Source organism: Paenibacillus cellulosilyticus (assembly GCF_003182255.1).
Classification (GTDB): domain Bacteria; phylum Bacillota; class Bacilli; order Paenibacillales; family Paenibacillaceae; genus Paenibacillus_T; species Paenibacillus_T cellulosilyticus.
Genome location: NZ_QGTQ01000031.1, coordinates 52,413 through 75,889, shown reverse-complemented (window position 1 = coordinate 75,889; position 23,477 = coordinate 52,413). Strand labels below are relative to the sequence as shown.

At 53.9% G+C, this 23,477-nt stretch carries 18 protein-coding genes; 1 reads left to right on the top strand and 17 read right to left on the bottom strand.

Translation table 11 applies throughout. The features are described from left to right. Nucleotides 1-283: hypothetical protein (locus DFQ01_RS31440; RefSeq protein WP_219993713.1), on the top strand; the 283-nt coding region annotated here is incomplete at its 5' end. A gap of 471 nt (nt 284-754) precedes the next feature. Here DFQ01_RS31440 and DFQ01_RS25750 read toward each other — a convergent pair. The 17 genes from DFQ01_RS25750 to DFQ01_RS25670 form a co-directional block, all read right to left on the bottom strand. Beyond that, on the bottom strand, nt 755-1,489 hold the full coding sequence (locus DFQ01_RS25750; protein WP_110046813.1) for an EAL domain-containing protein: 735 nt from the start codon (nt 1,487-1,489) through the stop codon (nt 755-757). A 280-nt stretch (nt 1,490-1,769) separates the two neighbouring features. Continuing rightward, nucleotides 1,770-2,783 carry a LacI family DNA-binding transcriptional regulator gene (locus DFQ01_RS25745; protein ID WP_110046812.1) on the bottom strand — a complete coding sequence of 338 codons (1,014 nt, stop codon included), beginning with the start codon at nt 2,781-2,783 and terminating at the stop codon, nt 1,770-1,772. Between the two features lie 78 nt (nt 2,784-2,861). Next, nucleotides 2,862-3,668, bottom strand: coding sequence for a 5-deoxy-glucuronate isomerase (gene iolB / locus DFQ01_RS25740; protein WP_110046811.1), 807 nt, complete (start codon nt 3,666-3,668; stop codon nt 2,862-2,864). A gap of 32 nt (nt 3,669-3,700) precedes the next feature. Then, the gene (iolG, locus tag DFQ01_RS25735; RefSeq protein ID WP_110046810.1) at nt 3,701-4,711 is read right to left on the bottom strand and encodes an inositol 2-dehydrogenase; all 1,011 of its coding nucleotides are present in this window, start codon (nt 4,709-4,711) and stop codon (nt 3,701-3,703) included. A gap of 124 nt (nt 4,712-4,835) precedes the next feature. Beyond that, nucleotides 4,836-6,293, bottom strand: coding sequence for a CoA-acylating methylmalonate-semialdehyde dehydrogenase (locus tag DFQ01_RS25730; protein ID WP_110046809.1), 1,458 nt, complete (start codon nt 6,291-6,293; stop codon nt 4,836-4,838). Nucleotides 6,294-6,746: 453 nt separating this feature from the next. Further along, nucleotides 6,747-7,760: a 5-dehydro-2-deoxygluconokinase gene (iolC, locus tag DFQ01_RS25725; protein WP_110046808.1), complete on the bottom strand. Its 1,014-nt coding sequence runs from the start codon at nt 7,758-7,760 to the stop codon at nt 6,747-6,749. A gap of 2 nt (nt 7,761-7,762) precedes the next feature. Continuing rightward, nucleotides 7,763-8,680, bottom strand: a complete 918-nt coding sequence (gene iolE, locus DFQ01_RS25720) for a myo-inosose-2 dehydratase (protein ID WP_425452445.1) — start codon at nt 8,678-8,680, stop codon at nt 7,763-7,765. A 19-nt stretch (nt 8,681-8,699) separates the two neighbouring features. Next, entirely contained in the window at nt 8,700-10,574 is a 1,875-nt protein-coding gene (gene iolD / locus DFQ01_RS25715) for a 3D-(3,5/4)-trihydroxycyclohexane-1,2-dione acylhydrolase (decyclizing) (protein ID WP_110046807.1), read from the bottom strand. Nucleotides 10,575-10,734: 160 nt separating this feature from the next. Next, nucleotides 10,735-11,415: an MgtC/SapB family protein gene (locus DFQ01_RS25710; protein ID WP_110046806.1), complete on the bottom strand. Its 681-nt coding sequence runs from the start codon at nt 11,413-11,415 to the stop codon at nt 10,735-10,737. Nucleotides 11,416-11,441: 26 nt separating this feature from the next. Next, entirely contained in the window at nt 11,442-13,703 is a 2,262-nt protein-coding gene (locus DFQ01_RS25705) for a glycoside hydrolase family 88/105 protein (RefSeq protein WP_110046805.1), read from the bottom strand. After that, nucleotides 13,700-15,466 (bottom strand): hypothetical protein, encoded by a 1,767-nt coding sequence (locus DFQ01_RS25700; RefSeq protein WP_110046804.1) that lies wholly within the window; start codon nt 15,464-15,466, stop codon nt 13,700-13,702. The genes DFQ01_RS25705 and DFQ01_RS25700 overlap by 4 nt, the downstream gene beginning before the upstream one ends. Nucleotides 15,467-15,534: 68 nt before the next feature. Continuing rightward, nucleotides 15,535-16,203 (bottom strand): hypothetical protein, encoded by a 669-nt coding sequence (locus DFQ01_RS25695; RefSeq protein ID WP_110046803.1) that lies wholly within the window; start codon nt 16,201-16,203, stop codon nt 15,535-15,537. A 4-nt stretch (nt 16,204-16,207) separates the two neighbouring features. Then, nucleotides 16,208-17,158 (bottom strand): sugar phosphate isomerase/epimerase family protein, encoded by a 951-nt coding sequence (locus DFQ01_RS25690; RefSeq protein WP_110046802.1) that lies wholly within the window; start codon nt 17,156-17,158, stop codon nt 16,208-16,210. Nucleotides 17,159-17,251: 93 nt separating this feature from the next. Continuing rightward, the gene (locus DFQ01_RS25685; RefSeq protein WP_110046801.1) at nt 17,252-18,127 is read right to left on the bottom strand and encodes a carbohydrate ABC transporter permease; all 876 of its coding nucleotides are present in this window, start codon (nt 18,125-18,127) and stop codon (nt 17,252-17,254) included. Nucleotides 18,128-18,194: 67 nt separating this feature from the next. Further along, on the bottom strand, nt 18,195-19,106 hold the full coding sequence (locus DFQ01_RS25680) for an ABC transporter permease (RefSeq protein ID WP_425452444.1): 912 nt from the start codon (nt 19,104-19,106) through the stop codon (nt 18,195-18,197). 124 nt (nt 19,107-19,230) lie between these two features. Next, on the bottom strand, nt 19,231-20,856 hold the full coding sequence (locus DFQ01_RS25675; protein WP_110046800.1) for an extracellular solute-binding protein: 1,626 nt from the start codon (nt 20,854-20,856) through the stop codon (nt 19,231-19,233). Between the two features lie 282 nt (nt 20,857-21,138). Continuing rightward, nucleotides 21,139-23,370, bottom strand: coding sequence for a helix-turn-helix domain-containing protein (locus DFQ01_RS25670; protein ID WP_174812512.1), 2,232 nt, complete (start codon nt 23,368-23,370; stop codon nt 21,139-21,141). Nucleotides 23,371-23,477 lie beyond the last annotated feature (107 nt).

Sequence of the window (23,477 nt, the reverse complement as noted above, 5' to 3'; positions counted from 1 at the left end):
TGCAGTAGAACTTAAAGAGAAGTGCGCATCAACGCAACTTCTGTTCCTGCATACCCCGACTGTGTCATCAACAACTGTCAGCCCTAATTCCATCGTTTCATCCGACATCTTAATAGTTGAAATCCTGCGAATGGTTGAGCATTCGTGGGAGAAACCCTTAAATACGAGGGACGGTTGTGGCGGAGCTTATTACGGGCAAAACCGCATCTTTCAGGGGTTAACGGTTGCTATGAAGCTTAGCCGCTTCCTATCGAGGGGAAAATGGTGTGTTTCGTCGCATTAGGCTCTCTCGCAACCATTAGGTGCGAAATAGATGGGAATTGGACGATATAGGCGCTGTGGCAACCGTTGGCGCGGCGAGCATCGGTCGTGGTGGATAGTTAGCACCTCAAAACAAATGGTTGAGCGTGAGCTCAACCATTTGTTTTGGGGTGCCTGGTCACTAGATCGCAGTAACCCCCGATCCGCTGACGGTTGTGGCGGAGCTTATTACGGGCAAAACCGCATCTTTCAGATGCTAACGGTTGCTATGAAGCTTAGCCGCTTCCTATCGAGGGGAAAATGGTGTGTTTCGTCGCATTAGGCTCTCTCGCAACCATTAGGTGCGAAATAGATGGGAATTGGACGATATAGGCGCTGTGGCAACCGTTGGCGCGATGAGCATTAGTCGAGACTAGTTCGCGCAATAAAAAACAAATGGTTGAGCGTGAGCTCAACCATTTGTTTTGAGTTACTGGTTTTTGGTTAGAAGTTTCTAGGCCTGTTGTTGGAACGGGAGCAGTGCTGGGCGGCCAAGCCAGTAGCCCTGGCCAAGTGTTACACCAAGGCGCTTGGCGATTTGCCAGTCCTGTTCGGTTTCGACACCCTCAAGGATGAGAAGTGCATCATTACGGCACAGCTCTGCCATTAGGTTGACGATGCGCTGTTTCTGATTCGAATCAGACAGGCCACTTGCGAAGTAACGGTCCAGCTTGACTACGTCCGGCTTCAGCTCAACAAGCTTACGCAATGATGAGGCGCCTTCTCCGGTATCGTCCAGTGCAATTCGGAACCCTAACGTACGCAGCAGATTTGTACCTAGCTCGAAATTCGATGTGTTCCACAGATGAGCTTCCTCCGTCGACTCGTTCAACTCAACAACAATTCGACGGAAATACCGTACGTAATTCACCTCCAGATCTGCGATAAAGGATGAAAACAACGGATTACCAATAGTCGACGGTAGAAGATTGAGGAAAAGCAGCGATTCGTCGTCAGCGGCTTGCTCCTTACTGAAAAAGGATTCGATTGCCGTCTCGAATGAGACCGTGTCCAGCTTGAACAATTCTCCGCGCCGTCTTGCCGTCTGGAACAACCGATCCGGCCCAATTCCGGATTGACTTCGAATAAGTGCCTCGTAGCCATAAACCTCTGCGGATTGTCCTTCAACAATCGGTTGGAAATGATGGAACAGCTCATCATAATCGAACGACTTTAATGCTCTAGACATGAGTGTGTACGTTCCTTTCTTGTCTATGGCCCAATCTTCATTAGGGACTACACAATGTATTCGACATTAATCGACCGATTCCTACTTTATTCCTAAAAATTTTATTTATTTTTCCTTTTTTTTAAGTGCATTGTACTGTTTTTATCCCACTATTGTCGTATTTCCTGATTAATATTACCTACAGCCCTCTTTTCCCCTATAATTCGACATTTTTCGCTAAATTCACGGCAATATTCTCTTTTATATAACAATAAGCCGTCCTCGTACGAGGACGGCTTATTTATGCAAATGGCGTAAGCGGCGATGTAGAGTGCCTTACTGTAAGCCGAGGTGGAAGCACGATACGGCTGATATGATCGTCAGGATGCTCTTTGGAACGAACGAGCAGCCTGACGACAGCCTGACCCATTCCTTCGATCGGCTGTGCGACTGTCGTAAGCGGGGGATTCGTTACCGACGCAAGTATCGTGTCGTCGAACCCTACTACCGAGCAATCGCTTGGTACGCGCAGCTTTAACTCCCGCGCAGCTTGAAGTGCGCCAATCGCCAGCAGGTCGTTGCAGCAGAACAAGCCGGTTGGACGCTCATCCACAGACTGAGCAAGAAGCTCGGATGCATGACGTTTGCCATCCCGAAGCTCGCAGGCCAGCACATGCTTCTCATCGAGCGTTATGCCTGCCGCAGCTGCCGTCTCCCGGAAACCTCGCACCCGCTCCCGGCTGCTGACAACCGTATTTTGTTCGGCCAATACTGCCAGACGTCGATGGCCAAGCCCAATAAGATGCTCCGCTGCCGCAGCCCCGCCAACATAATCGTCAATGACGACCGAAGGAATGGTCTCTGAAGGAAAGTCCCGTGCAATAAATGCGACCGGAATCCCTTTGCTCAGCAGCGGTTTCAGCGCATCCAGACCGCTTAGGCCCGTGCCAACGATGACCCCGTCAACACTCTTCTGCTCAAGAAGCTCTGCATAGCGCGCAGTCTTCTCATCCTTGTTGTCCGTGCTGCAGATAAAGACACTGTAGCCGAGACGCTGCCCCTCGTCCTCCACAGCTCTTGCCATCTCCGAGAAGAAAGGGTTCGAAATATCCGGTACCAGCAGTCCCAGCGTATAGGTCCGCTTGCCTGTCAGTGCGGACGCGATGAGACTGGGCTTATAGTTCATGTCTTCCATGATACGTAATATTTCTGCCCGACGGTCCTTGCTAATCTTTCCCTTCCCATTCAATACATGGGACACGGTTGCGATCGACACGCCGGCTGCCTTGGCAACGTCGTAGATGGTGGCTTTCATGGCCTCTTTGCTCCGTTCGCAGGTTATCGGTAATTCTATTATTTTTATTATGCTAGGAAAATGTCATGGTTTCAATCATTATCTAGGCATCAGCCAGTCATGGTCTGGATCGTTATGAAACTTCCATGTGCGCTTCGGTCCCGCCATTACATTTAAGTAATAGACTTCGTAGCCCGGAGGTGCTGATACTGGATGATAACCCTCCGGCACGAGTACGGCTTGCCCGTCTCGTACGGCGAGCGTCTCGTCCAAGCTTCTGTCGTCTGTATAGACGCGCTGGATCGCAAAGCCCTGCTCCGGCTGAATGTGATAATAGTACGTTTCCTCGAGCAGCGACTCCTGCGGCAGGTCGTCCCGGTCATGCTTATGCGGCGGGTAGCTCGACCAATGTCCACCAGGCGTGAACACTTCCACGACAAGTAGACTGTCAGCAGGCTGGCTCTCGGGCAAAATATTATGCACTAGCCGCGCCATATTGCCACTGCCGCGATTTTCTACCCCAACATTCTGCGGCGCGATGAGGCGCGCAGGATGTCCGGCTTGTCCCGGAGCCAAGCAGATGGCAAGCTCCAGATCGGTTAACGCCGTTACGTTGTACGCATCTCCGCTCGGTACATAGACCGAATAGGGAGGAATTTTCTCGAACACGCTCATACGCGAGCCGATCTCATTCCATTGTTCCTCGTTCGTCGAAACGTCGGCTTTACCGCTAAGCAGCACGAGGCAAGCTTCCTGCTCCCCAGTCTCGCGCTGCAGCGTTTCTCCCGCTGCAAGGCGAAATACTTCGAATCCGACATATTCCCATCCAGCCGATTCCGGCGTTATCGCCAGTACGCGTCCGTCTTGATCCGGCTTAGCGCTCGCCGGTACGATTAAATTCGCCATCGTACATTTCCTCCCTTATCGTGCGTGACCTCTTATACTTCGCTTAGCTTGATGGGACGGCCCAACTCTACCGACAGCTTCGCGGCAAGCGCGATGCGCTCTGCCTGCAGTCCGTCAAAGCCCTCGACCGGCAGCGCTGCCCCCGATTGAATGCTCTCAACGAACATACGTACCTCATTGATATAGGCTTCGTTATAGCGCTCAAGGAAGAAGTGCAGCGGCTTATCGCGAACGATGCCTTCATCGTCGCTGACGATTGTCGTGTTCGGATAGTCGTTGTCAGCAGTTACGCATCCTTTGGAGCCGAACACTTCGACCCGCTGGTCATAGCCATAAGCAGCCTTGCGGCTGTTGTCGATGACGCCCAGCGCACCATTCTCGAAACGCAGCGTTGTGATGGCCGTGTCGACATCACCATATTTCGCGAAGACAGGATCAACCAGCACAGTACCGTGTGCCGATACCTCTGTAACTTCGCTGCCGGACAGGAACCGTGCCATGTCAAAGTCGTGGATCGCCATGTCCATGAACAGGCCGCCAGACACTTTGATGTAATCGGCGTGCGGTGGATTTGGATCGCGGGACGTGATTTTAATAATATGCGGTTCACCGATACGGCCCTGCTGCACCAGCTCCTGAACGCGCTTGAAGTTATGGTCGAACCGGCGGTTGAAGCCAATCTGAAGCTTAACGCCCGCTGCGCGCACGCTGTCCAGTGCTTCCCGCGTCCGTTCGATATCCATGCTCACCGGCTTTTCGCAAAAAATATGCTTGCCCGCCGCTGCCGCTTCCATAATGAGCGGTACGTGCGTATCCGTCGGCGAGCAGATGAACACGGCGTCAATATCGGGATTGCCGATGATTGCTCCGCTATCCGTCGCGACATGCGCAATGCCCCGTTCGTTCGCCCAAGCACGAAGCTCCTCGCCCGCGAACGGATCACTGATTGCGATAACTTCTGCTTCTGACATGCGAAGGAGATTATCCGCGTGTATTTTACCGATTCGGCCTGCGCCGATGATGCCGACTCTAACTTTGCTCATTGCTGCTTCTCCTCCTGAAGTGCCCCGGCGAAGGAAGGCTAGTCAGCCTTGCCTTGCCGGGGCTGTTGATGCTAGCATCCACGCTTTGTTTAGCGTGATGCTGCTCTTATTAAGGCTCCGCTTACTACCAGCGGGTCGTGATCATTTTCTTGCGCGTGTAGAACTCCACGCCATCGCTGCCGTTAGCATGCAGGTCGCCGTAGAACGATTTTTTCCAGCCCGAGAACGGGAAGAATGCCATCGGCGCTGGTACGCCGAGGTTAACGCCCAGCATGCCTGCATCGATATTTTCACGGAAGTGACGAACGCTGCCGCCGTCCTTCGTGAACAAGCAAGCGCCGTTCGCGAATTCCGATTGGTTCGCGATTTCGATCGCTTCGTCGAGCGATTCCGCGCGCATAATGGACAGTACCGGAGCGAAAATTTCATCCTTCCAAATTTTCATCTCACATTGGACGTTATCGAACAACGTTGGGCCAACGAAGTAACCGTCGCCGCTCGTCGCTGCATCTTTTCTGCCGTCACGAAGCAGTGTCGCGCCTTCTTTTTCACCCGTTTCGATGTAACCAAGCGTACGCTCCTTGTGCGGTCCGCGGATAACCGGTCCCAGGAAGACGCCTTCTTCCATGCCGTTGCCGATCGTGATCGCGTCCGCTGCTGCTTGCAGCTTCTCGACGAGAACGTCGCCGATGTCGCCGACGGCAACAACGACAGCGCAAGCCATACAACGTTCGCCTGCCGAACCGAAGGCAGCGCTGATGATTTGCGTAACCGCAGCATCCAGATCAGCGTCTGGCAGTACGATCGAGTGGTTTTTCGCGCCAGCCAACGCCTGTACGCGTTTGCCATGCGCCGATCCCGTGCGATAAACGTATTCCGCGACCGGTTGGGAGCCGACGAACGACACCGCAGCAACACCCGGATGCTCCAGAATGCCGTTCACGACGTCGTGCGCACCATGCACGATGCTCAGTACGCCGCTTGGCAGACCCGCTTCGATAAACAGCTCCGCCAAGCGCTGTGCCAGCAGCGGCGTACGCTCCGATGGCTTCAGCACGAAGGTGTTGCCGCATGCGATAGCGAGCGGGTACATCCAGCAAGGCACCATCATCGGGAAGTTGAACGGCGTAATGCCGCCAACGACGCCGATTGGGTAGCGATACATGCCGGACTCCAGGTTCGTCGCGATATCCGGCAGTTGCTTGCCCATCATCAGCGTAGGTGCACCTGCTGCGAATTCTACGCACTCGATGCCGCGCTGCACTTCACCATAAGCCTCTGCGTAGCTCTTGCCGTTCTCCTGCGTGATGAGACGGGCGAGCTCTTCCCAATGATCGACGAGCAGCTGTTGGTATTTGAACAGGACGCGCGCACGACGAGGCACCGCTGTACGGCTCCAGCTCTTGAACGCTTCCTTCGCAGCGCGAACCGCTTGGTCAACCTCTTCTTTGGTCGAGATCGGAACGTAGGCGAGCACTTCCTCGGTTGCTGGGTTATAGACCGGCTCCGTAACGCCGGATGCGGAAGGCACCCACTGTCCGCCGATCAAATTGTTCAACGTTACTACATTTGTATTAGTCATGGTGGGAATCTCCTCTCGAATGTTCAAATATGGGATGTAAATGGATTGGATTATTGAATGATTGCTTTCATTGCAGTCATCCGCTTTGAGCTTGCTTGAACAGCGGTCATGGCAACGATCGTTACTCTACAAACACACGCGGCCCGGCTCAGCCCGGCCAAGCACACTGCTAACGGATGTAAGCAAGCTTATTCGGTTAAAAGACGGCCTATTAGGCCGTAACGGTTGCAGCGGACGCTAATCTAGAGCATTGAGGTAAATCGCACCCGTTTCCCTGCGAATAAACGCTGCTGCAACCGCTATTCCGCAATTACCGCTCTTTCGCCGCCAATAGCCTCTCTAGCAACCGTTAGCGCACATACAAGCTAGGCTAGCTAGCTAGCTAGGACCAGCTAGGACCGACCAGTGCTTGGGCCAAGAAACCGCAGGTTCTGCTGCTTCGTGGCACTATTATTAGGAGTTCGCTACAATCTCGCCTCTGTTGCAACGCTCGATGTAATCCTTCACTTGCTCTACGGTCGGCATCGCATCCGAGCAGCTGTGACTGGAGATGACGATGCAGGCAGCGGCGCTGCCGAATGCCATGCTGTCGCTGATCGTCCAGCCTTGCATCAGACCATACAGGAAGCCCGCTGCATAAGAGTCGCCTGCGCCGAACGTCTTCACGACCTTCGCTGGGTAGCTTTCCGCACGATGGGAGGCGCCGTCCTTCGTATAGGCGATGGAGCCTTCCTTGCCATGCTTGATGATGACGATCTGTGCGGAATGATCGAACCAACGAGCCGCCGTTACGCGGTCGTCCCGGTCCGGATTGTGCACGAACCGCTCCATCATGTCGAACTCCTCGCGCGTTCCGAGCAAAATGTCGCATTTCTCGGCGGCTAGGTTATAGTAAGCGGCCGTCTCCTCAGCCGACGTCCACGTGTAAGGGCGGTAATCAAGGTCGAAAGCGATGACGACACCGTGCCGCTTCGCATATTCGAGCGCTTGGAACACCGCCTCGCGCGAAGGGCTCTTTGCAAGCGCAGTGCCAGAGATAAGCAGCATCTGCGACTGTGCGATCACTTCCTCCGGCACTTCTTCCTGCTCCAGCAGCAGGTCGGCAGCGTTGTCGCGATACATGAGAATGCTGCAGTCCGTCGGGCTTTTGATCTCAGTAAAAGCAAGCCCCGTCACTGCCCCTGTCCGGTCTACGGATACACCGGTGCGGTCGATGCCTTCACGGTCCAAATATCCAGTAATGAAACGTCCCATCTGGTCGTTCGCAACCTTGCCGATAAAGCCGGTGCGCAGCCCGAGCCGGGACATGCCGATGCAGATGTTAGCCGGCGATCCGCCGACGTATTTGGTGAATGTCACCGTCTCCTCCATCGGTCGGTTGATCTCGTTCGCATTCAAATCAATGCACAACCGCCCGATGGCTACAAAATGATTCGGTTTGCTCTTATTCCACGTGATCGGATTCATGCTCATGCTCCTTTCCCAGCCTCTGAGGCTAACTTCCCGATGTGAACGAGCGCTCGCAGCGCATATTCGAATGGCGGATGAAGCGCCGGATCCTGCTCGCCCTCCAGCATCGCCCAGCCATCGTAGCCACGGCTCAGCAGCTCGGTGATGATCGGCTGGAAGTCTAGGCAGCCGTCGCCCGGTACAGTAAACACACCTTTGCGAATGCAAGTTACGAAATCGGCATTCTCTGCTCTTGCTTCGTCCAGCACCTGCTGCCGAACGTCCTTCAGATGCACGTAAGCGATTCGATCATAATGCTTGCGCAGCAGCGTGAGCGGATCGGAGCCGCCATAATGAGCATGGCCTGTATCGTACAGCAGCCACACAAGTGATGGATCGGTCATGGCCATCAGTCGGTCGATCTCTTCGCCGGATTCCACGACCGTGCCGCCGTGATGATGGTACGCAAGCTTCATGCCGTATTCGGCAGCGATGCTGCCCGCAGCGTTGAGCCCTTCCGCCAGCGACTGCCAGCCCGCGTCATCCAGCCGCAGCACTTCCTTCTCGTTCGGCGTACGCCGTGGATCAAAGTGCAGGGAACCGCCGACCTCCGCCGTACTGATGACTTTACTGCCCATGCGGCTTAGAAACTCGACATGTGCCCGATAAGCAGCCAGCTCCGATTCACGGTATTCCGGCGCGGAGAACAGCACCGATTTCCACTGCGACACGAGCTGAATGCCGCGGGAAGCGAGTGCCTGCTTCAGCACTTCCTCATCCGTCGGATATTTCCGGCCCATCTCAGTGCCGGTGAGGCCAAGCTTCATGATATCGTCGAGAATCGTTTCATAGGTTGTATCTGCCCCGTGCTCACGCACATCCTCGCCAACCCAATTGATGGGGTGGGCGCCTAGCTTGAACGTCAAATTGTCCAGCATGCTTACTCCTCCTGTCTGCTTATCGATACGTCCGCGACGCCGCTTCCGCCGTATTGCTTACGGATGCCGCATGCGCCTCATTCACCTTAGCGCTTACCGATACTTCCGGTACGTCAACGCGCCACCACGAATCATAACCATCCGTGTTCGTGCCTGGCAGAACCTTCACCTCGATCAGCGTCGACGTGCTGCATTTCCGAGCCTCCAGCAGCGCTTCACGAAGCCCTTCTGCTGTCGTCACTGTGCAAGCCGGAACGCCTAGGCTGCGAGCATGCGCTGCAAAATCGATCGGCATGTAAGAACCGCTCAGCTGCCCTGTATTACGGTCGCGGAAGCGGAATTCATTGCCGAATCCGTCGCTGCCATGTCCGCGCTGCAAATTGTGAATGCACTGGTAGCCGTTGTTGTCGAACAGAATCACCGTCATTTTGACACCCTCTTGCAGGCTCGTAACCAGCTCGGAATGAAGCATCAGGTAGCTGCCGTCGCCCACGAACGCATATACATCGCGATTCGGCTCTGCCAGCGCTGCGCCAAACGCGCCGCTCACTTCGTAGCCCATGCAAGAGAAGCCGTATTCCATGTGATAAGTGCGCGGCTCAGAAGGCCGCCATACACGGTGCAGGTCGCCTGGGAGACTGCCTGCTGCACAGACGATCACATCCGATGGCTGCAGTGTTTCATTCAACACGCCAAGTGCGCGCGTCTGCGTCAAGCCAAGATCGCTCTCCAGCGCATACAACCGATCGACCTCGCGAGTCCATTCCGACTTCAGCTCCTCAAGCTCGCCTGCACCATAGCCACTTGTATAGCCGAGCTGAGACAACGCTTCGCGGAGCACATCAAGCGATACTCTCGCGTCGCCAATGACGCCGCAGCCGTCCAGCTTCACAGAATCGAATGGGCTAATGTTCAGATTCACGAACTGCACGTCCGGATTCGCGAACGCCCACTTCGACGCCGTTGTAAAATCGGAATAACGCGTGCCGACGCCGATGATGACGTCTGCTTCGTGAGCCAGCCGATTCGCTGCCAGCGTGCCAGTCGTACCGACGCCGCCCATGTTCAGCTCATCGTTCCATGGCAGCACGCTCTTGCCCGCCTGCGTCTCGGCGACCGGTATACCGAACGCCTTTGCGAAAGCATGCAAGCTTTCGACCGCATCGGCATAGTGAACGCCGCCACCTGCGATGATAAGCGGCTTGCGCTTCCCGGCGATCAGCTTCGCTGCCCGGCTAACCGCGTCAGCCGACGGCGGTCGGCGATCGATGTGATGCACTCTTTTAGCGAAGAACGCTTCCGGATAATCGTACGCTTCTGCCTGTACGTCCTGCGGCAGCGCCAGCGTTACCGCTCCTGTCTCTGCAGGGTCAGTCAGCACGCGAATCGCCTGAAGCGCGGCTGTCATCAGTTGCTCCGGCCGAACGATACGGTCCCAATAACGGCTGACTGGCCGGAAGGCGTCAACAGCTGATACCGTGTAATCGCTCTGCACCTCCAACTGCTGAAGCACTGGGTCTGGCTGTCGGCATGCGAAGTTGTCGCCTGGGAGGAGCAGCAGCGGAATGCGGTTAACAGTCGCCGTACCTGCTGCGGTTACCATATTGAGCGCGCCTGGTCCGATCGAGGAGGTACAAGCCCAGATTTGTCGGCGTCCGCTCTGCTTCGCATAAGCTGTTGCCGCATGCGCCATTCCTTGCTCGTTCTTGCCTTGAATGAATTGCAGCGAGCCAGGGCTGCGCTCCAGCGCCTCGCCGATTCCCGTCACGTTCCCGTGGCCGAAGATCCCCATCACGCCACGGACAAATTTCGTCTCCTGACCGTCCACGGAGATGTACTGGTTATCGAGAAACCGGAGAAGCGCCTGCGCCATTGTCAATCGAATCGTAGTCATCGCTATTTACCTCTCTTTTTCACATTATAGGATTAAGCGCTTAACCTTGTTTAAAAAAACTCTGACCGTTCCGCATCATCGCGTTCCTCGGCAGAGGTGTCACTTCCAATGTCCAGCTTAGCAGCTTATAAAGGTCTCACATGTGCTACTTGCTCATCGATTAAGAGCTGATGCTCTCCACCTCGACGGAGATCACCGGCTTCAGCTGCTTCATCCGCTCGTAGACCGAAACGGTCGGATAGCGCTCGGCCGAGGACAGAACGAGGCAAATTTCTTTGTGTCCGTCGCCCCTATCCCGAATCTTCGTGTGCTTGACCTGATGCTCGCCTCGAATGCTTGCCATGATGTCAGCCAGGTCATCCGCCATATCGACAATCAAGCAGACCGATATGTCCTTTTCCCTCAGCTTCGATGGCCCGAATGCGCGAACCGCGAACGGCACCAGGTTAACGGCAACGATAATGAAACAAACCGCCGTGAACGCTTCCTTATAAAATCCCGCGCCAGCTGCGATACCAAGCGCAGATGCCGACCAGACCATCGCCGCCGTCGTTAATCCGGAGATCACGTCGTTGCTTCGCCGAAGGATGACGCCGGCTCCGATGAAGCCGACGCCGCTAATGATCTGGGCAGCCAGCCGCATCGGGTCCATGTTCGTCATACCGGGATGCGCCAGCTTGCCCGATGCCTCAATGGATACGATCGTAATGAGGCAGCTGGCTACGGCAATGACCATACTCGTCTTCATGCCGAGCGGCTTATGCCTCAGCTGGCGATCAACGCCGATGAGTAAACCCAATATGAGAGCCGCCGCCAGCTTGACCGTATAATCTAACGTCACGGTCGATCGCCTCCCTCAGAGCGGTCTTAAATCTTCGCAATTTCTGCAGCTGCACTCGCTCCGAGCGCCTCTTCAAGCTCCATAATTTCCACGCCAGCCAGCATCATGATGCCGATGCCGTGATTATCGTTAAGGACTGTACGTAGATCGTACATGTAATACTCAGGTGAGAACGAGTACCGCGATCCGCTGCAGACGCCGTGTACGCTGCCCGTTCGATCAATCGCCTTCTCCGTCAGTCCACGCCAAGCCTTCTTCGCTGCAGCCGTATACGCCCGGCCATCCTCGAACCAGCCGAAACGAACCCCACGGGAGAAAGCATAAGTGAACATCGCGGTACAGGATGCCTCTTCATATGCGTCAGGCTGATTCAGCACCTGCCGCCATAAGCCGGATTCACCTTGAAGGGCAGCGATACCGCCGCACATCTCGCGGAAGAACGACAGCAGTTCCTCTCGGTCTGGATGGTTGTGCGGCAGCCGCTCCAGCAGCTCGGTTATGGAGAACAGCACCCAGCCATTCCCACGGCCCCATGGCATTCTCGTCGCCTGACCGTATTTGAAATCATAGACATGCGACATGATGCGCTCGTCTTCTATGAACAGATAGCGGCGGAACAGTAGAAACTGCTTCGCAGCTTCATCCAGCGCTTCTTTACGCCCCGTTGCCCCTGCGTAGCGCACCAGGAACGGTGTGCTCATATACAGGTCATCTGCCCACATCGTATTGGCTGCATATTCACCCGGGCATAGCCGGTAGAAGGCGCCATCCTGCTGACGCTCCAGCTTGTTCAGCATGAAGTCGGCGATCCTATCCGCGATTCGCAGGAATACCGAATCTCCCGATAGTGCGTGCGCTTCGAGCATCGCCGAGCCGAACGAACCGCAGTTATCCAACATTTTGATGAGAACCAGCTGTTGGTTGACCGACGGGAATCCGTACTGGTCGCGGTCCCATAACGAGTAATCGTACATCTCGGTGCAGCTGCGAATATGGTGAAGCGCATAATCGGCAAGCTCCTGGCGGTTCAACGTCCGGGAAGCCCGAAGCAAACCGTACATCGTGACGCCAAGTGGATAATCCCAGCGACCAAAGTTGGTCGCTGAGCCAGTCGTCCATTTGTTGCTCAGCATCGCATTCTCGTAATAAGGCCGCACTCTCGTATCTGGCGCATCTACCGACCAATACGTGTGGCCGGATGGCCGCCCTTTTGCATCAATCGCAGGCAGCAAGGCTGCCATTGAGCGGACAGCTGACGGATCCGTGACGACCTTTGGATCCAATGGACCGGCGTACAGCCACACCCCGGCGTATCCGTGGACAGAACGAGGCAGTTCGAATGCGAGCTGACGGCCTTCTGCATGGGCATGGATGTCGAAGCCCCAGCCCTTGGGTCCGTTCTCGGTGCGAATGAGCAGCTCTGGATGCGTAGATCCCAGCGTCACTGTCGTACGGAACGAGCCCGCTTCCGTGAGGCTGATGACCTGCTCATTATCCAACCAGATCGAGGTTGGGCCGTAAGCATACCCTTCGAAGGAAACCGAAGAACCGCAGCCAACTGCATCAAGACGCGTCCAGCCGTATGCCGCCGCCGGCTTAGCCGGCAATCCGAACAGCCGCTCCACATTGGGTCTACCCGAACGTTCTGCGCTCCAACTCGTCGAAGGCAGCCAAGCAAGGCCGCTAGCCTCCTCCTTACCTTCAGAATCAGGGAACGCTCCGCTTGCGCCGAATCGCGATGCCGAGACAGGCTCGGAATAAACCCAGCCAGCCATTCCATCCCGTTCCTGGAACGGAGCCAGCACGTTCAGGATGCGAACTTTAGCTTCTTCTGCGCCGAAGCGGCAGCCGAAGCCGGCTGGCGAGCGGCGCACCTCGATCATGATGTCGTTCCAGCCTTGGCGGAACAGCAGCGGCACGATAACCTGCGCGTCCGGCTTCATCTCATCAACCGCGCCCGAGCGGTACAGATGCTCACCGTTCAAATACAATGAAGTTGGTCCAAGCGGCTCCAGCACGCCGTCGATCGAACGCTCATCGTCGCTCCAAACGCGACCGAGCATATAGACGTATGCACCGTGCTTGGCATCTGGCAGCCTGCTTGCCATCTCCATGTCATACAGCCCCTCAGCCGTCTGCATAATGCCAGCGGTCGAGAAGGCGCGAAGCGCGAACGGGACTGGCGGATTCGCACCCGTATAGCGGGACGAGACAAGCTCTACAATGCTGCGAGCATCGTCTCCGAACGCATATTGCGAGCTTTGACGCTTAATGAAATATTCCGTCATTCCGCCGCTCCTCCTTGCGCTTCAACACCTGACAGCCGGATATGGAACGTCCGATCGTACGGGGTGATCAAATTAACAATCAACGTATTGCAATCGGAAGGCAGTGGAACATTGCGTATCGATTTGGCAATATGCTCATGTGCGCCGCCATCCAGCTCGATCCAATCGCCGCCTGACACATAGCGAACCGTTCCGTCCTTCCACCACTGCGTGCCGGTATCCGCCTTCTCCAATTCGCCGCCTTGGAACTCGCCGTCGCGGCCGAATACGAACGATACCTGCGTAAGCACCGGGTCCGGCTTCTGACACACGACGCGAAGCGTATAGCCGTCTGCCGTCCGCTTCAATTCCACACTGACGCGATGCCCTTGCAGATGCGTGACTTCGCGAAGCTGATGCGGCAGCAAATACCAAGGGCTGACCGGCTCGCTTGCCGACTTCGGCAGCTGATCCGAAGGAATCGGCGCGTAGTAGCCTTTGGACTCTACTCCGAACATCCGGTAGCCATCCTCCAGCTCCTCCATACCATTCATCTTGACGTAGCCTGGCTCGAACGAGGAACCAACCCCGACGGCAAGCAGCTTGGCCTGCCCATGCCGCAATGCGAAGAACGCATTCGTCTCAGCCATAACCGTTGTGCTCGTGACGCCTGAACGTTCCCTAGCAACCGGTGCGCCGAATTCAGGATGAAGCCGGCTGTGGTAAATACGTCCGCCATGTCCCGCTCCTGCCATCTCGGCGAGATAGTGCTCGCGCGGGAAGTTGCCGTTAATGATCACCTGGTACTCCTCAGGCAGCGGCCCTGGCTCGACGGAACCATCAAGCAGCTCCGGACGGAGCAAGCAGCCCAGCAGACTGTTGTTTGGTCCTGCACCTGGATGATCCAGTGCCTCACCCGCCAGCTCCGCCAGCGCGGCAAAGAACGGATCGCGATCTTTGCTTGCCATCAGCAGGCTGACAAAGTGATAGCTCGACATATCAAACTTGCTGCCGAAGTCCTGACGCCCAGAATAGTCCGTCACAACCTCGCCGTCAGGATGAATGAGGTAAGCCATCATTCGCAGGTTGCGGCGTACCGGCTCCAGCAGCTCAGGTCGATCGAACAGCTCCGCTGCGTGATAGAGCATGACATCGCTGACGCCGTTATAGATGCCGTTGCTCCGCTCTGTCCATTCGCCATCCGGCGTCAGATCAATACCTTCCGCGAGCCACTGCTCGGCTCTTTCTTTCAGCTCCGGCAGACCCGTAAGCTGATAGAGGAAGCCGAGTGCCGCCGACAGCACCCAGCGATGATTCGGCGTATGACAGCCTCCCGTCGCCATTGCCGGAACCGTTCGCTCCAGAAACCGCCTCAGGTTCGTTCGCGTCTGCGCCAGCGGCTCCCATTCTTGTCGGTTCAGCAGCTCAAGCACTTGCGCGAGCCCGACAACGACGAAGCCCGTGTCCGGCGGCGAATGCAAATTCGTCCAGCCCGGTGATATGGTGCCGTCATCATGCTGGAAGCGCAGCATGAACGATGAAGCAAGCTCCAGCCGTGCCAGCATCGCCTCATCCCGGTAGTAGCGAGAAGCTGGGCTGGACAAAGCGCATGCCCAGAACGCCATAACCATCTGCGTTCCCGTATGGGTCGGCCATGCAATACCAGTGTCGGCATCCGCAACGCCTCCGTAGAAACGATTCTCCTCCGCCAGTACTTGCCTTGCCATTCCTTCCGCTGCCCAATGATCGTTGACGGCGATCAGCTTGTCGAACATTTCGATCATTCCTCTCTGCATCCTTGCTACTAGCCGAGTAGCTCTATGTCGTCTCTCATCTATTGGCCTACTGCTTCTTATTCGCCTGAAAACAGCCGAATCTTCGCTAGCTCGCGCTCGATTCGAACTGGAATTTCCTCAAATAGCGATTGCCATGGCACGAACAGCTCTTGCGGCTGCTCGTAGTCATATTCCTCGAAGGTTTCATCCGGTATGAAACGGAACTCATTGTACAAATAGAGACGTACCTTCTCATTGGTGTCTTCACTCGTTACGGGCCGCTTATCGAACCATTCGGGAAGCGTCAAGCCATCCAGCCCCGCATCCCGATCGGTGCAGGTCCGGTAGCCGGGCATCAGCTTGAATAGCTCTGGCATCGGCGAGAACGCATGCTTGCCGGGCTGCGAATAAAGCCGCACCTGCGTGCCGTCCAGATTGGACCGGTCAGGCAGCAGCGACTTCAAATACCGGCCGTGAAAACTCGCTTCTGCGTCGCCCACCGTTCCGTCTTTATTGACATAAATCCACACATGCTCCAGCTCGTAGAGATGTTGGATGTCATAGTCCCAATAAATTGCGTACTCCAGTACGTAATCGATATCGGCGCTGTCGAAGGCGAACCTCCTGCGAAAAGAAGGCGACTGATCGCCGTCCTTCAGCTCCGTCACGCCGATTCGAACCGGATAAAATGGCTCCTTGCGGTCGAACAACAGCTTAGGCGCATACTTCAACCATTTCTCGTGCATGACGCTATACCTTTAAGGTCGCAAGCTTGTAAAGCAGCTTATCGTGGCTCTCTTCGATTTCCTCCGCCGTACAGGCAGCCTTCAGCTCATACACCTTGACCGGTGCTGCGGCGATAATCGGGAGGAATCGGTCGAAATACTCATTGTCTCCACTGTGCACATAAGGGCACCAATGGTCAGACAAGCCAACCGTTTCGTGAATATGAATACCAACAACGCGATCCTTAATGAGCGCCATGTCCGCCGCATTGTCGTACAGGCCCATTCGTTCCATCATCATGCCGTGGCCAAAATCGTACCACAGCCCAACCGGCGCATCCGGCAATCGATCGAAGATCGTACGTGCCTCGCGCAGCGTTGGCATCTGGTAACAGCGCGAACGCGTCTCGATGCCGATCGATACGTCCCAACCCTTCGCAGCAATGCGGTCGCATACCTCTTCGAGGCTGTCGCCGACTCGCTGCAGGTAGTGGCCGCTCAATGACTCGCGGCGTTCTATCATCTCAGACCATAGCTGACGATAGGCGTCGGAATCTTTGCCCTGTTCATGGTAAATCCCTTTAAGTGCCTGATCGATGTTGTAATCAAACGGCACCTCGCTAGGATGTACGACGACAGCCTTCGCGCCATAGCGGTACGCGTATTCAGCCGAACGAAGCAGCAGCTCGATCGATCGTTGACGCTTCTCCTCATCATCGAAGCCAAGCAGCACGGAATCTGTGCCGTAATCGGGATCGGGATCGTGAGGAAACGTATTGTGTACACTTGATACGCCGATCTCGCCGCGCTCGATCATCGGTTCGATCGTCGAGAGCAGCTCGTCATTCACGTTATAATTAAGCTCTACATAACGGAAGCCAAGGTCCTTAATTTCTTGGATCATGCTGCTTCCGACATTGTGCTTTTTAATATTCCAGCAAGTCGAGAACGAGTAAATGCCTTTGTCTTTTCCCATAATTGCCTCCTGTATCTGGCTGCGGCCTGTTAGGGGGCTGGCTGCTCCTTGCTCTTTACGTACATCCTAGCCACCCCGTTTAGCCTAATGCCGCTATCCTTTCACTGCACCCAACATGACGCCGCTGACAAAATACCGCTGCAGCCATGGATATACGATCAGAATAGGTACAGTCGCGAAAATTACGCTGGCTGCCTTCAAGCTTTCCGGCTGCAGCAGATGTTGTCCTGAAGCACCTTCAAGCGACATAAGCTGACTTACCATGTTGTTCTGTACGAGCTGATATAGCTTCAATTGGAGCGGATACAGCTCTGGACTCGTAATGTACATCAGCGTGTCCGTGAAACCGTTCCAGCGGCCAACCGCGTAGAAGAGGCTCAGCGTTGCCAGTACAGGCAGCGACAGCGGAATAATAATGCTGATAAGCGTACGGAAGAACGAGCTTCCGTCGATCTGAGCGGACTCCTCCAGACTGTCAGGAACGTTCTGGAAGAACGAAATCAGAATAATCAGATAGAACGGGCTAATGAGTCCCGGCAGAACGAGCGCCCAAATCGAATCGAGCAAATGCAGGTTCCGAACAAGGATATATTCCGGAATAATACCACCGCTGAAGAACATCGTGATGATGATAAAGAACATGACCGCCTTACGTCCGCGAAGCGCCGGCTTCGAGAGCGGGTATGCTGCCGCGATCGTCATCAGAATACACATCACCGTGAAGAGGACCGTGAGCATTATCGTAAATCCTAGCGAACGAATCATCGAGGAATCCGAGATTACTTGTGAATAAGCGCTCCAATTGATCTCGATTGGGATAATGCTGACCTCGCCGGACATAATGGAACGAGCTGAGCTAAGCGAAATTGCGATTATATGAAGAAACGGAGCCAAACACAGCAGCACGAAAACTAATAAGGCAATAAGGTTGACCGCATCAAACATGCGGCCTGCGTGGCGATCTTTCATGTCGTTCGCTCCTTTCTTAATGTTCGAGAGCCAAGGTGAACCTTACATTCTGCAAAGAAATGACTCCTTACAGAATGCTTTGGTCCGCCAGCTTCTTGGACGCATAGTTGGCGCCAAGGACGAATACTAGACCAACAACCGCTTGGAATAAGCCAACAACCGTCGCAATCGTATATTGACCAGATTCAATACCTACCCGGTAAACGAACGTACTTAATACGTCAGAGTAATCCCGTACAGAGGTGTTGCCGATAATGTAAGGACGTTCAAAGCCAATAGCAATCATATTGCCGAGACTGATAATAAGAAGTGTAACAATCGTTGGCTTCAAGCTTGGCAGCGTAATGCTCCAAATTTTACGGAAACGCCCTGCGCCATCCACGTCAGCCGCTTCGAACAATTCCCGGTTAATACCCGTAAGCGCCGCCAAGTAGATGATCGTTCCCCAACCTGCACTTTGCCAAACCCCTACAATCAAATAAGTAAACAGCCAGTCGTTCTTGTCTGTAAGGAATGGTATGGCATCAAAGCCCATTGACGTTACGATATTGTTAATCATGCCGGACTGCGTGCCGAACACCTGATAAACAATGCCGCCGATAATAACCCATGAAATAAAGTGCGGAATGTACAGAATCGTTTGCGAGATTTTCTTGAACCACGTAATCTTCAGCTCATACAGCATAACCGCGAGAATGAGCGGCGCTGGGAAGGACACCATCAGGTCCAGCAAATTCAACATCAATGTGTTTCGCAGCGTCTTCGTGAAATCCGGCATCGCGAACACTTCGCGGAAGGCGTCTAACCCGATCCATTCACTGCCGTTAATACCCTGGAAGAAGTTGAAATCTTTGAAAGCGATTATAATGCCGTACATCGGCCCGTATTTGAATATGGCGAAATAGAGCACCGGTAGGAAAAGCAGTGCGTACATCTGCCAATATCTCTTGAAGTACAAGATCGCGTTCAACGCAATCATCCTCCCTCTTGCTTGCAATGGTTTCCGGGCGAAGGACGTTCGCCGCCGCTTACGATGCACATGGCATTGCAACCTTATGGCTTATATGTCCCCGCCCGAAAACAATCAAGTATTGCCGTTATTTTTATTGCTTCATCGCTTTATAAGCCGCTGTGCGCTCGTCGAGAATCGCTTGTCCGCCGTTTGCGAGATATTCTTTAATCATTTGATCATACGTGCTGTCGAACTGATCTGGCTTCACCATCGTCAGTTTTACGATAATCTCGTTGAACTTGTCGAGCAGCGACGTGCCATACTTCGCTTGCGCCTCAATTGGCTTGTCGAACAGAATCGGCTTGATCGTATCCGTACGGGAGATCGTAAGTGCTTTGCGCGTATCTTCTTGATATTTCTCAGGCATGCCAACAACGTAAGCTTCTACGTTTTTGTCTGCATCGCCGAGCTGCTTGCCGTTGGAGATAATCGCCATGTCACCTTGGTTGTACAGGCGGTTCTTGATTTCATCTGCTGCATCCGCATTCACGACAGGAACGTCGTTCACAAGCGTATAGTTCTCGCCTTCAACACCGTTTTGCATTTGGAACAGATTGTCGCCCGATGCCATCCAGTCGAGGTATTTGATCGCTTCAGCCGCATGCTTGCTCGCTTTCGGAATCATGATGTACATGCCGATTGGCGAATATTCCGGCTTCGGATGCTTGCCTTCCTCATTCGTGTAGACGTCTACAGCGCTAAGAACAGCGTTTGCATTGTTTTTCTGCAATGTTGCGTACATGCCGTCTGGGTAGTAAGGGTTCATGTCGTCTTCGCTGAAGAAGCCGACCAGCCCTTTGGTAACATTCTCGCTCAGCTTCGTTTTGTCTTTATCCAAGCTGAAGTCTGGGCTCATCAATCCTTCATTGTAAAGCTTGTTCATGAACGACATAGCGTCCTTGAAGCCAGGAAGCAGAATCGGATAATCGCGGGAGCTGAGCTGCTGCGTCAGCGTATAGCTTTCTTCCTCCGTCATCGGCTTAATGAACGACCAGATCAATGGCTCATATTGAGCTGGAGCGATCGACATGCCAAGCGGAATGACTTTGCCGCCTGTTTGGCCTGGGTCCTGCTCTTTAAACGCTTTCAATGTGGTGTACAGCTCATCCGTCGTTTGCGGCACTGGCAGGCCCAGTTTATCCAACCAGTCTTGGCGGATGAACGACGAGTATTTACCCAAGTGCGAACGCTTCGCCGGAAGTCCGTACTGTTTGCCTTCCAATTGGCCGTAAGCCAGCGTTTCATCTGTCAGGAATTGCTTGAGGTTTGGTCCGTATTGATCAAGCAGCTCCGTCAAATCCGTCAAGCCGCCTTGCTGTGCGTACCGATAGAACGTACCGGAATCATAGGTGAATACGATATCAGGAACATCGCTGCCGCTTGCCATAAGGACGTTAAGCTTGTTGGTCTCTTCCGAACGAGGCACCGGAACGAACTCCATATTAATGTTGTTTGGCGTGCCGAAGTTGTCTTGTACGAAATTCGTCAGATAGTTGTTCGTAATCGTACTGCCTTTAGGCGAGTTTCCGCGGTCGAACACCTCTACCTTTAATGTAGTAGCCTTCGAAGATCCGCTATCTGTGCTAGCATTCGTTCCAGACTCCGTATTGCTGCTACCGCCGCCGCAAGCTGCCAGTACCATAGATGTTGCGACAGTCAGCGCGAGCGCTGCGCTTGCTTTCTTCTTGGAGCTTGCCTGCTTCAACTTCTGAACCATGGATACAACCCCTTTTATGTGTTGTTTAGTGCTCCCGGTTCGATGCGTCCTTGTAAACGCATCCAAGCTTCGTTAACCGCCTCGTACCGGAATGCCCTCAGTATGTCATGCCGCAATCGACTGCGGCAATAAACTAGTTTCCTCGGAGCAAACCGATGCGCCAGATCCTTGTTGTGACGCGGTTTTTCGCCTACGGATACACCGTTTTCCCGATATAAACTAAAACTCGGGCGGTACTTGTCCGCCCGAATAAACCAATCTCCTAAACCATATTCAAGGTATTTACGCCTGCGGGACAGAAGGCCGCATCTTCAGCTTGCGGAAATCGCCAGGCGTCACGCCAACCGTCCGTTTGAATACGCGTCCAAACGTGATTGAATTCGCATATCCGACCTGCAGCGCAATGTTTTGTACCGTTTCATCGGTATCCGCGAGTAAACGCTCGGCTTGCTGCATCCGAAGCTGTACAAGATAATCGACGAACTTCATATCGTACTCCAATTTGAACAGATGGCTCGCGTATTTGCCCGATATTTGGAACCGATCGCTTAGATGCTTAAGGGACAAATCCGGATCTGCAAAATTCTCCTGAATATAACCGCGCATCTCTGCGACCATCGCTTTGTAGCTTTTCGTCTCGCTGACTGCGACATACGTGCGATAAATCTCCGTCATCCATTCAAGCAGCTGTACCTTCATCTCGGCTAGTGAGCCTGCGGCGAGCAGACGCTTCTGCCATGCTTCCGCCTGCTCCCCTTCGAAGCAATCGCGGAGGCTGTCTGACAGCTCCTTCAGCTCCCGTCCTAGCATGCCAAATAGCAGATCAATTAATGAACGAATGTCCTCGTCCTTAGGTGCACTATTCTCCAGTTGGATAAACATAAAGTCCACTCGCTCCCGCCAGCTCTCATTGGCCAGCCGGAACGCCCCTGCAATGTCGGAGCACATCCCCATATAGTCGAACATCGAAGCCTGTCCCTCTCGAGGAAGGCTATCCATCACCATAACGGCGTTATGACCGATCGCAAGCTGGTGCTCCATTGCCGTTGAAGCCGTCTTGAACGCTTGGTTCAGTTCGCTCCAATGCGGCTCGATTGTGCCAATCCCGAACGAAAGCGCCAGATGCAAATGCTCCGCAACCCAATTACGTGCATTGGCAGCAGCGCTTCTCATCTGTTCCTGCATGGAGGAGGTTTCCGCGTCGTCAGGGGAGCTTAGAATGAATGCGATCGTATCCGGCGCAATCCATTCTCCCCAACCATTCATTCCTTCGTTGTGAGCCAGTTCTTGAATAACATTACCAACCGCATATTTCATCATGTTCTGTTCGGCCGGCGAATAGGACTGTTTGAATTGCTCATGAACATCCAACCGTGCCAACATGACGCCATATTGCGCGGCATCGCCTGGCATCTGATCCAGTCTGGCAATGTGTTGCTCCAAGCCTTCCGAACGGACGCCGCCAATCAAATCAAAGAACAGCTGACGGCGCTGAATGAGTGTGCTTTCGCGCTGCTCCTTCTCATAGTCCAGCGTCTGGTGAATCAGCTTCTCAAGTGCGCGGTCAATCCTTGACATGTCGTCCATTTGCATAGGTGCGCCATCACTACGCAGCTGCAGCGCTTGAATCCGAGTCATCATCAGTTGAATCGGTTTATAATTTCGACGTGTAATCCAAATGATATAAACGATAGCGCCTGCGAATGTCAGTATCGCCAGGATCACCCAAACATAGGACACGACAGATACCCAGCCGAATAGCTGACCTGCTTGAATGCCACTCTTGAACGTCCAACCCAACGCATCGGATCGTACGGTCGTCAGCACTTTACCGTCGCCAGCAGAGTCTACGCTGCTAGGATAAACCACATTCCCCGCTTCATCCGTAATGTGCATGAATGACACGCTGTGGTTGGTCATGCTTCCGATCATTTTCTCAAGCTCGTACAAATTCACATTAATGACAACTAGCCCTTCATTGCCAAACGGCAAGGGTGCACGTTTGTACATCGATATCACTTCGACTGGCTTTACACCTTCATATTCCGCGTACGTCCGAATTGTAGACCATTGACGATTATCGAGGTTGGCCATCGCCTTCGTGATGAACGCCCGATCTCCGAATGCCGCCAGCTCCGTCTGGCCGTTCTGTGTCAGAATGGCTCCGTCAGACTCGCGGTATACATAGATCGACTGAATAAGTTCGTTGTTCTCGATCATCGCGCGCAAGCTGCTTACGATCTCATACTTCGCATCGCGGTTTGATTCACGATTCATGAAGGCTGCATAATTCACATTTTTAACAGCTTCGCTTAAAACCGTCATCTCGATCTCGTGTACCGTTCGTTCGACGCTGTCCACCGTATAGCTAGTCGAAATTCGGTCCGCCTTCTCCGTCTCAGAGCGTGAGATTTCATTGATGGCAATGTATGATAAGAACAAAATAATCGAGAAGGTTAAGACGAGAATAGGGAAATACGAGAACAGCAATCGAAAGTACCAATTACGCGGCATATAATAAACCCTCCTAAGCAGGTTATTACGAGATAATGGAAACGCTGTCATTTTACGTTTGAAGGGAGGTTAAGCGGTTTACTTCAAGGACCATTGTAGCATACGGA

What these genes read in the sequence shown, in the direction of transcription:
- DFQ01_RS25750 (WP_110046813.1), bottom strand. Translation starts at nt 1,489, where the DNA reads ATGTCTAGAGCATTAAAGTCGTTCGATTATGATGAGCTGTTCCATCAT.
- DFQ01_RS25745 (WP_110046812.1), bottom strand. Translation starts at nt 2,783, where the DNA reads ATGAAAGCCACCATCTACGACGTTGCCAAGGCAGCCGGCGTGTCGATC.
- iolB (WP_110046811.1), bottom strand. Translation starts at nt 3,668, where the DNA reads ATGGCGAATTTAATCGTACCGGCGAGCGCTAAGCCGGATCAAGACGGA.
- iolG (WP_110046810.1), bottom strand. Translation starts at nt 4,711, where the DNA reads ATGAGCAAAGTTAGAGTCGGCATCATCGGCGCAGGCCGAATCGGTAAA.
- DFQ01_RS25730 (WP_110046809.1), bottom strand. Translation starts at nt 6,293, where the DNA reads ATGACTAATACAAATGTAGTAACGTTGAACAATTTGATCGGCGGACAG.
- iolC (WP_110046808.1), bottom strand. Translation starts at nt 7,760, where the DNA reads ATGAATCCGATCACGTGGAATAAGAGCAAACCGAATCATTTTGTAGCC.
- iolE (WP_425452445.1), bottom strand. Translation starts at nt 8,680, where the DNA reads ATGCTGGACAATTTGACGTTCAAGCTAGGCGCCCACCCCATCAATTGG.
- iolD (WP_110046807.1), bottom strand. Translation starts at nt 10,574, where the DNA reads ATGACTACGATTCGATTGACAATGGCGCAGGCGCTTCTCCGGTTTCTC.
- DFQ01_RS25705 (WP_110046805.1), bottom strand. Translation starts at nt 13,703, where the DNA reads ATGACGGAATATTTCATTAAGCGTCAAAGCTCGCAATATGCGTTCGGA.
- DFQ01_RS25700 (WP_110046804.1), bottom strand. Translation starts at nt 15,466, where the DNA reads ATGATCGAAATGTTCGACAAGCTGATCGCCGTCAACGATCATTGGGCA.
- DFQ01_RS25695 (WP_110046803.1), bottom strand. Translation starts at nt 16,203, where the DNA reads ATGCACGAGAAATGGTTGAAGTATGCGCCTAAGCTGTTGTTCGACCGC.
- DFQ01_RS25690 (WP_110046802.1), bottom strand. Translation starts at nt 17,158, where the DNA reads ATGGGAAAAGACAAAGGCATTTACTCGTTCTCGACTTGCTGGAATATT.
- DFQ01_RS25685 (WP_110046801.1), bottom strand. Translation starts at nt 18,127, where the DNA reads ATGAAAGATCGCCACGCAGGCCGCATGTTTGATGCGGTCAACCTTATT.
- DFQ01_RS25680 (WP_425452444.1), bottom strand. Translation starts at nt 19,106, where the DNA reads ATGATTGCGTTGAACGCGATCTTGTACTTCAAGAGATATTGGCAGATG.
- DFQ01_RS25675 (WP_110046800.1), bottom strand. Translation starts at nt 20,856, where the DNA reads ATGGTTCAGAAGTTGAAGCAGGCAAGCTCCAAGAAGAAAGCAAGCGCA.
- DFQ01_RS25670 (WP_174812512.1), bottom strand. Translation starts at nt 23,370, where the DNA reads ATGCCGCGTAATTGGTACTTTCGATTGCTGTTCTCGTATTTCCCTATT.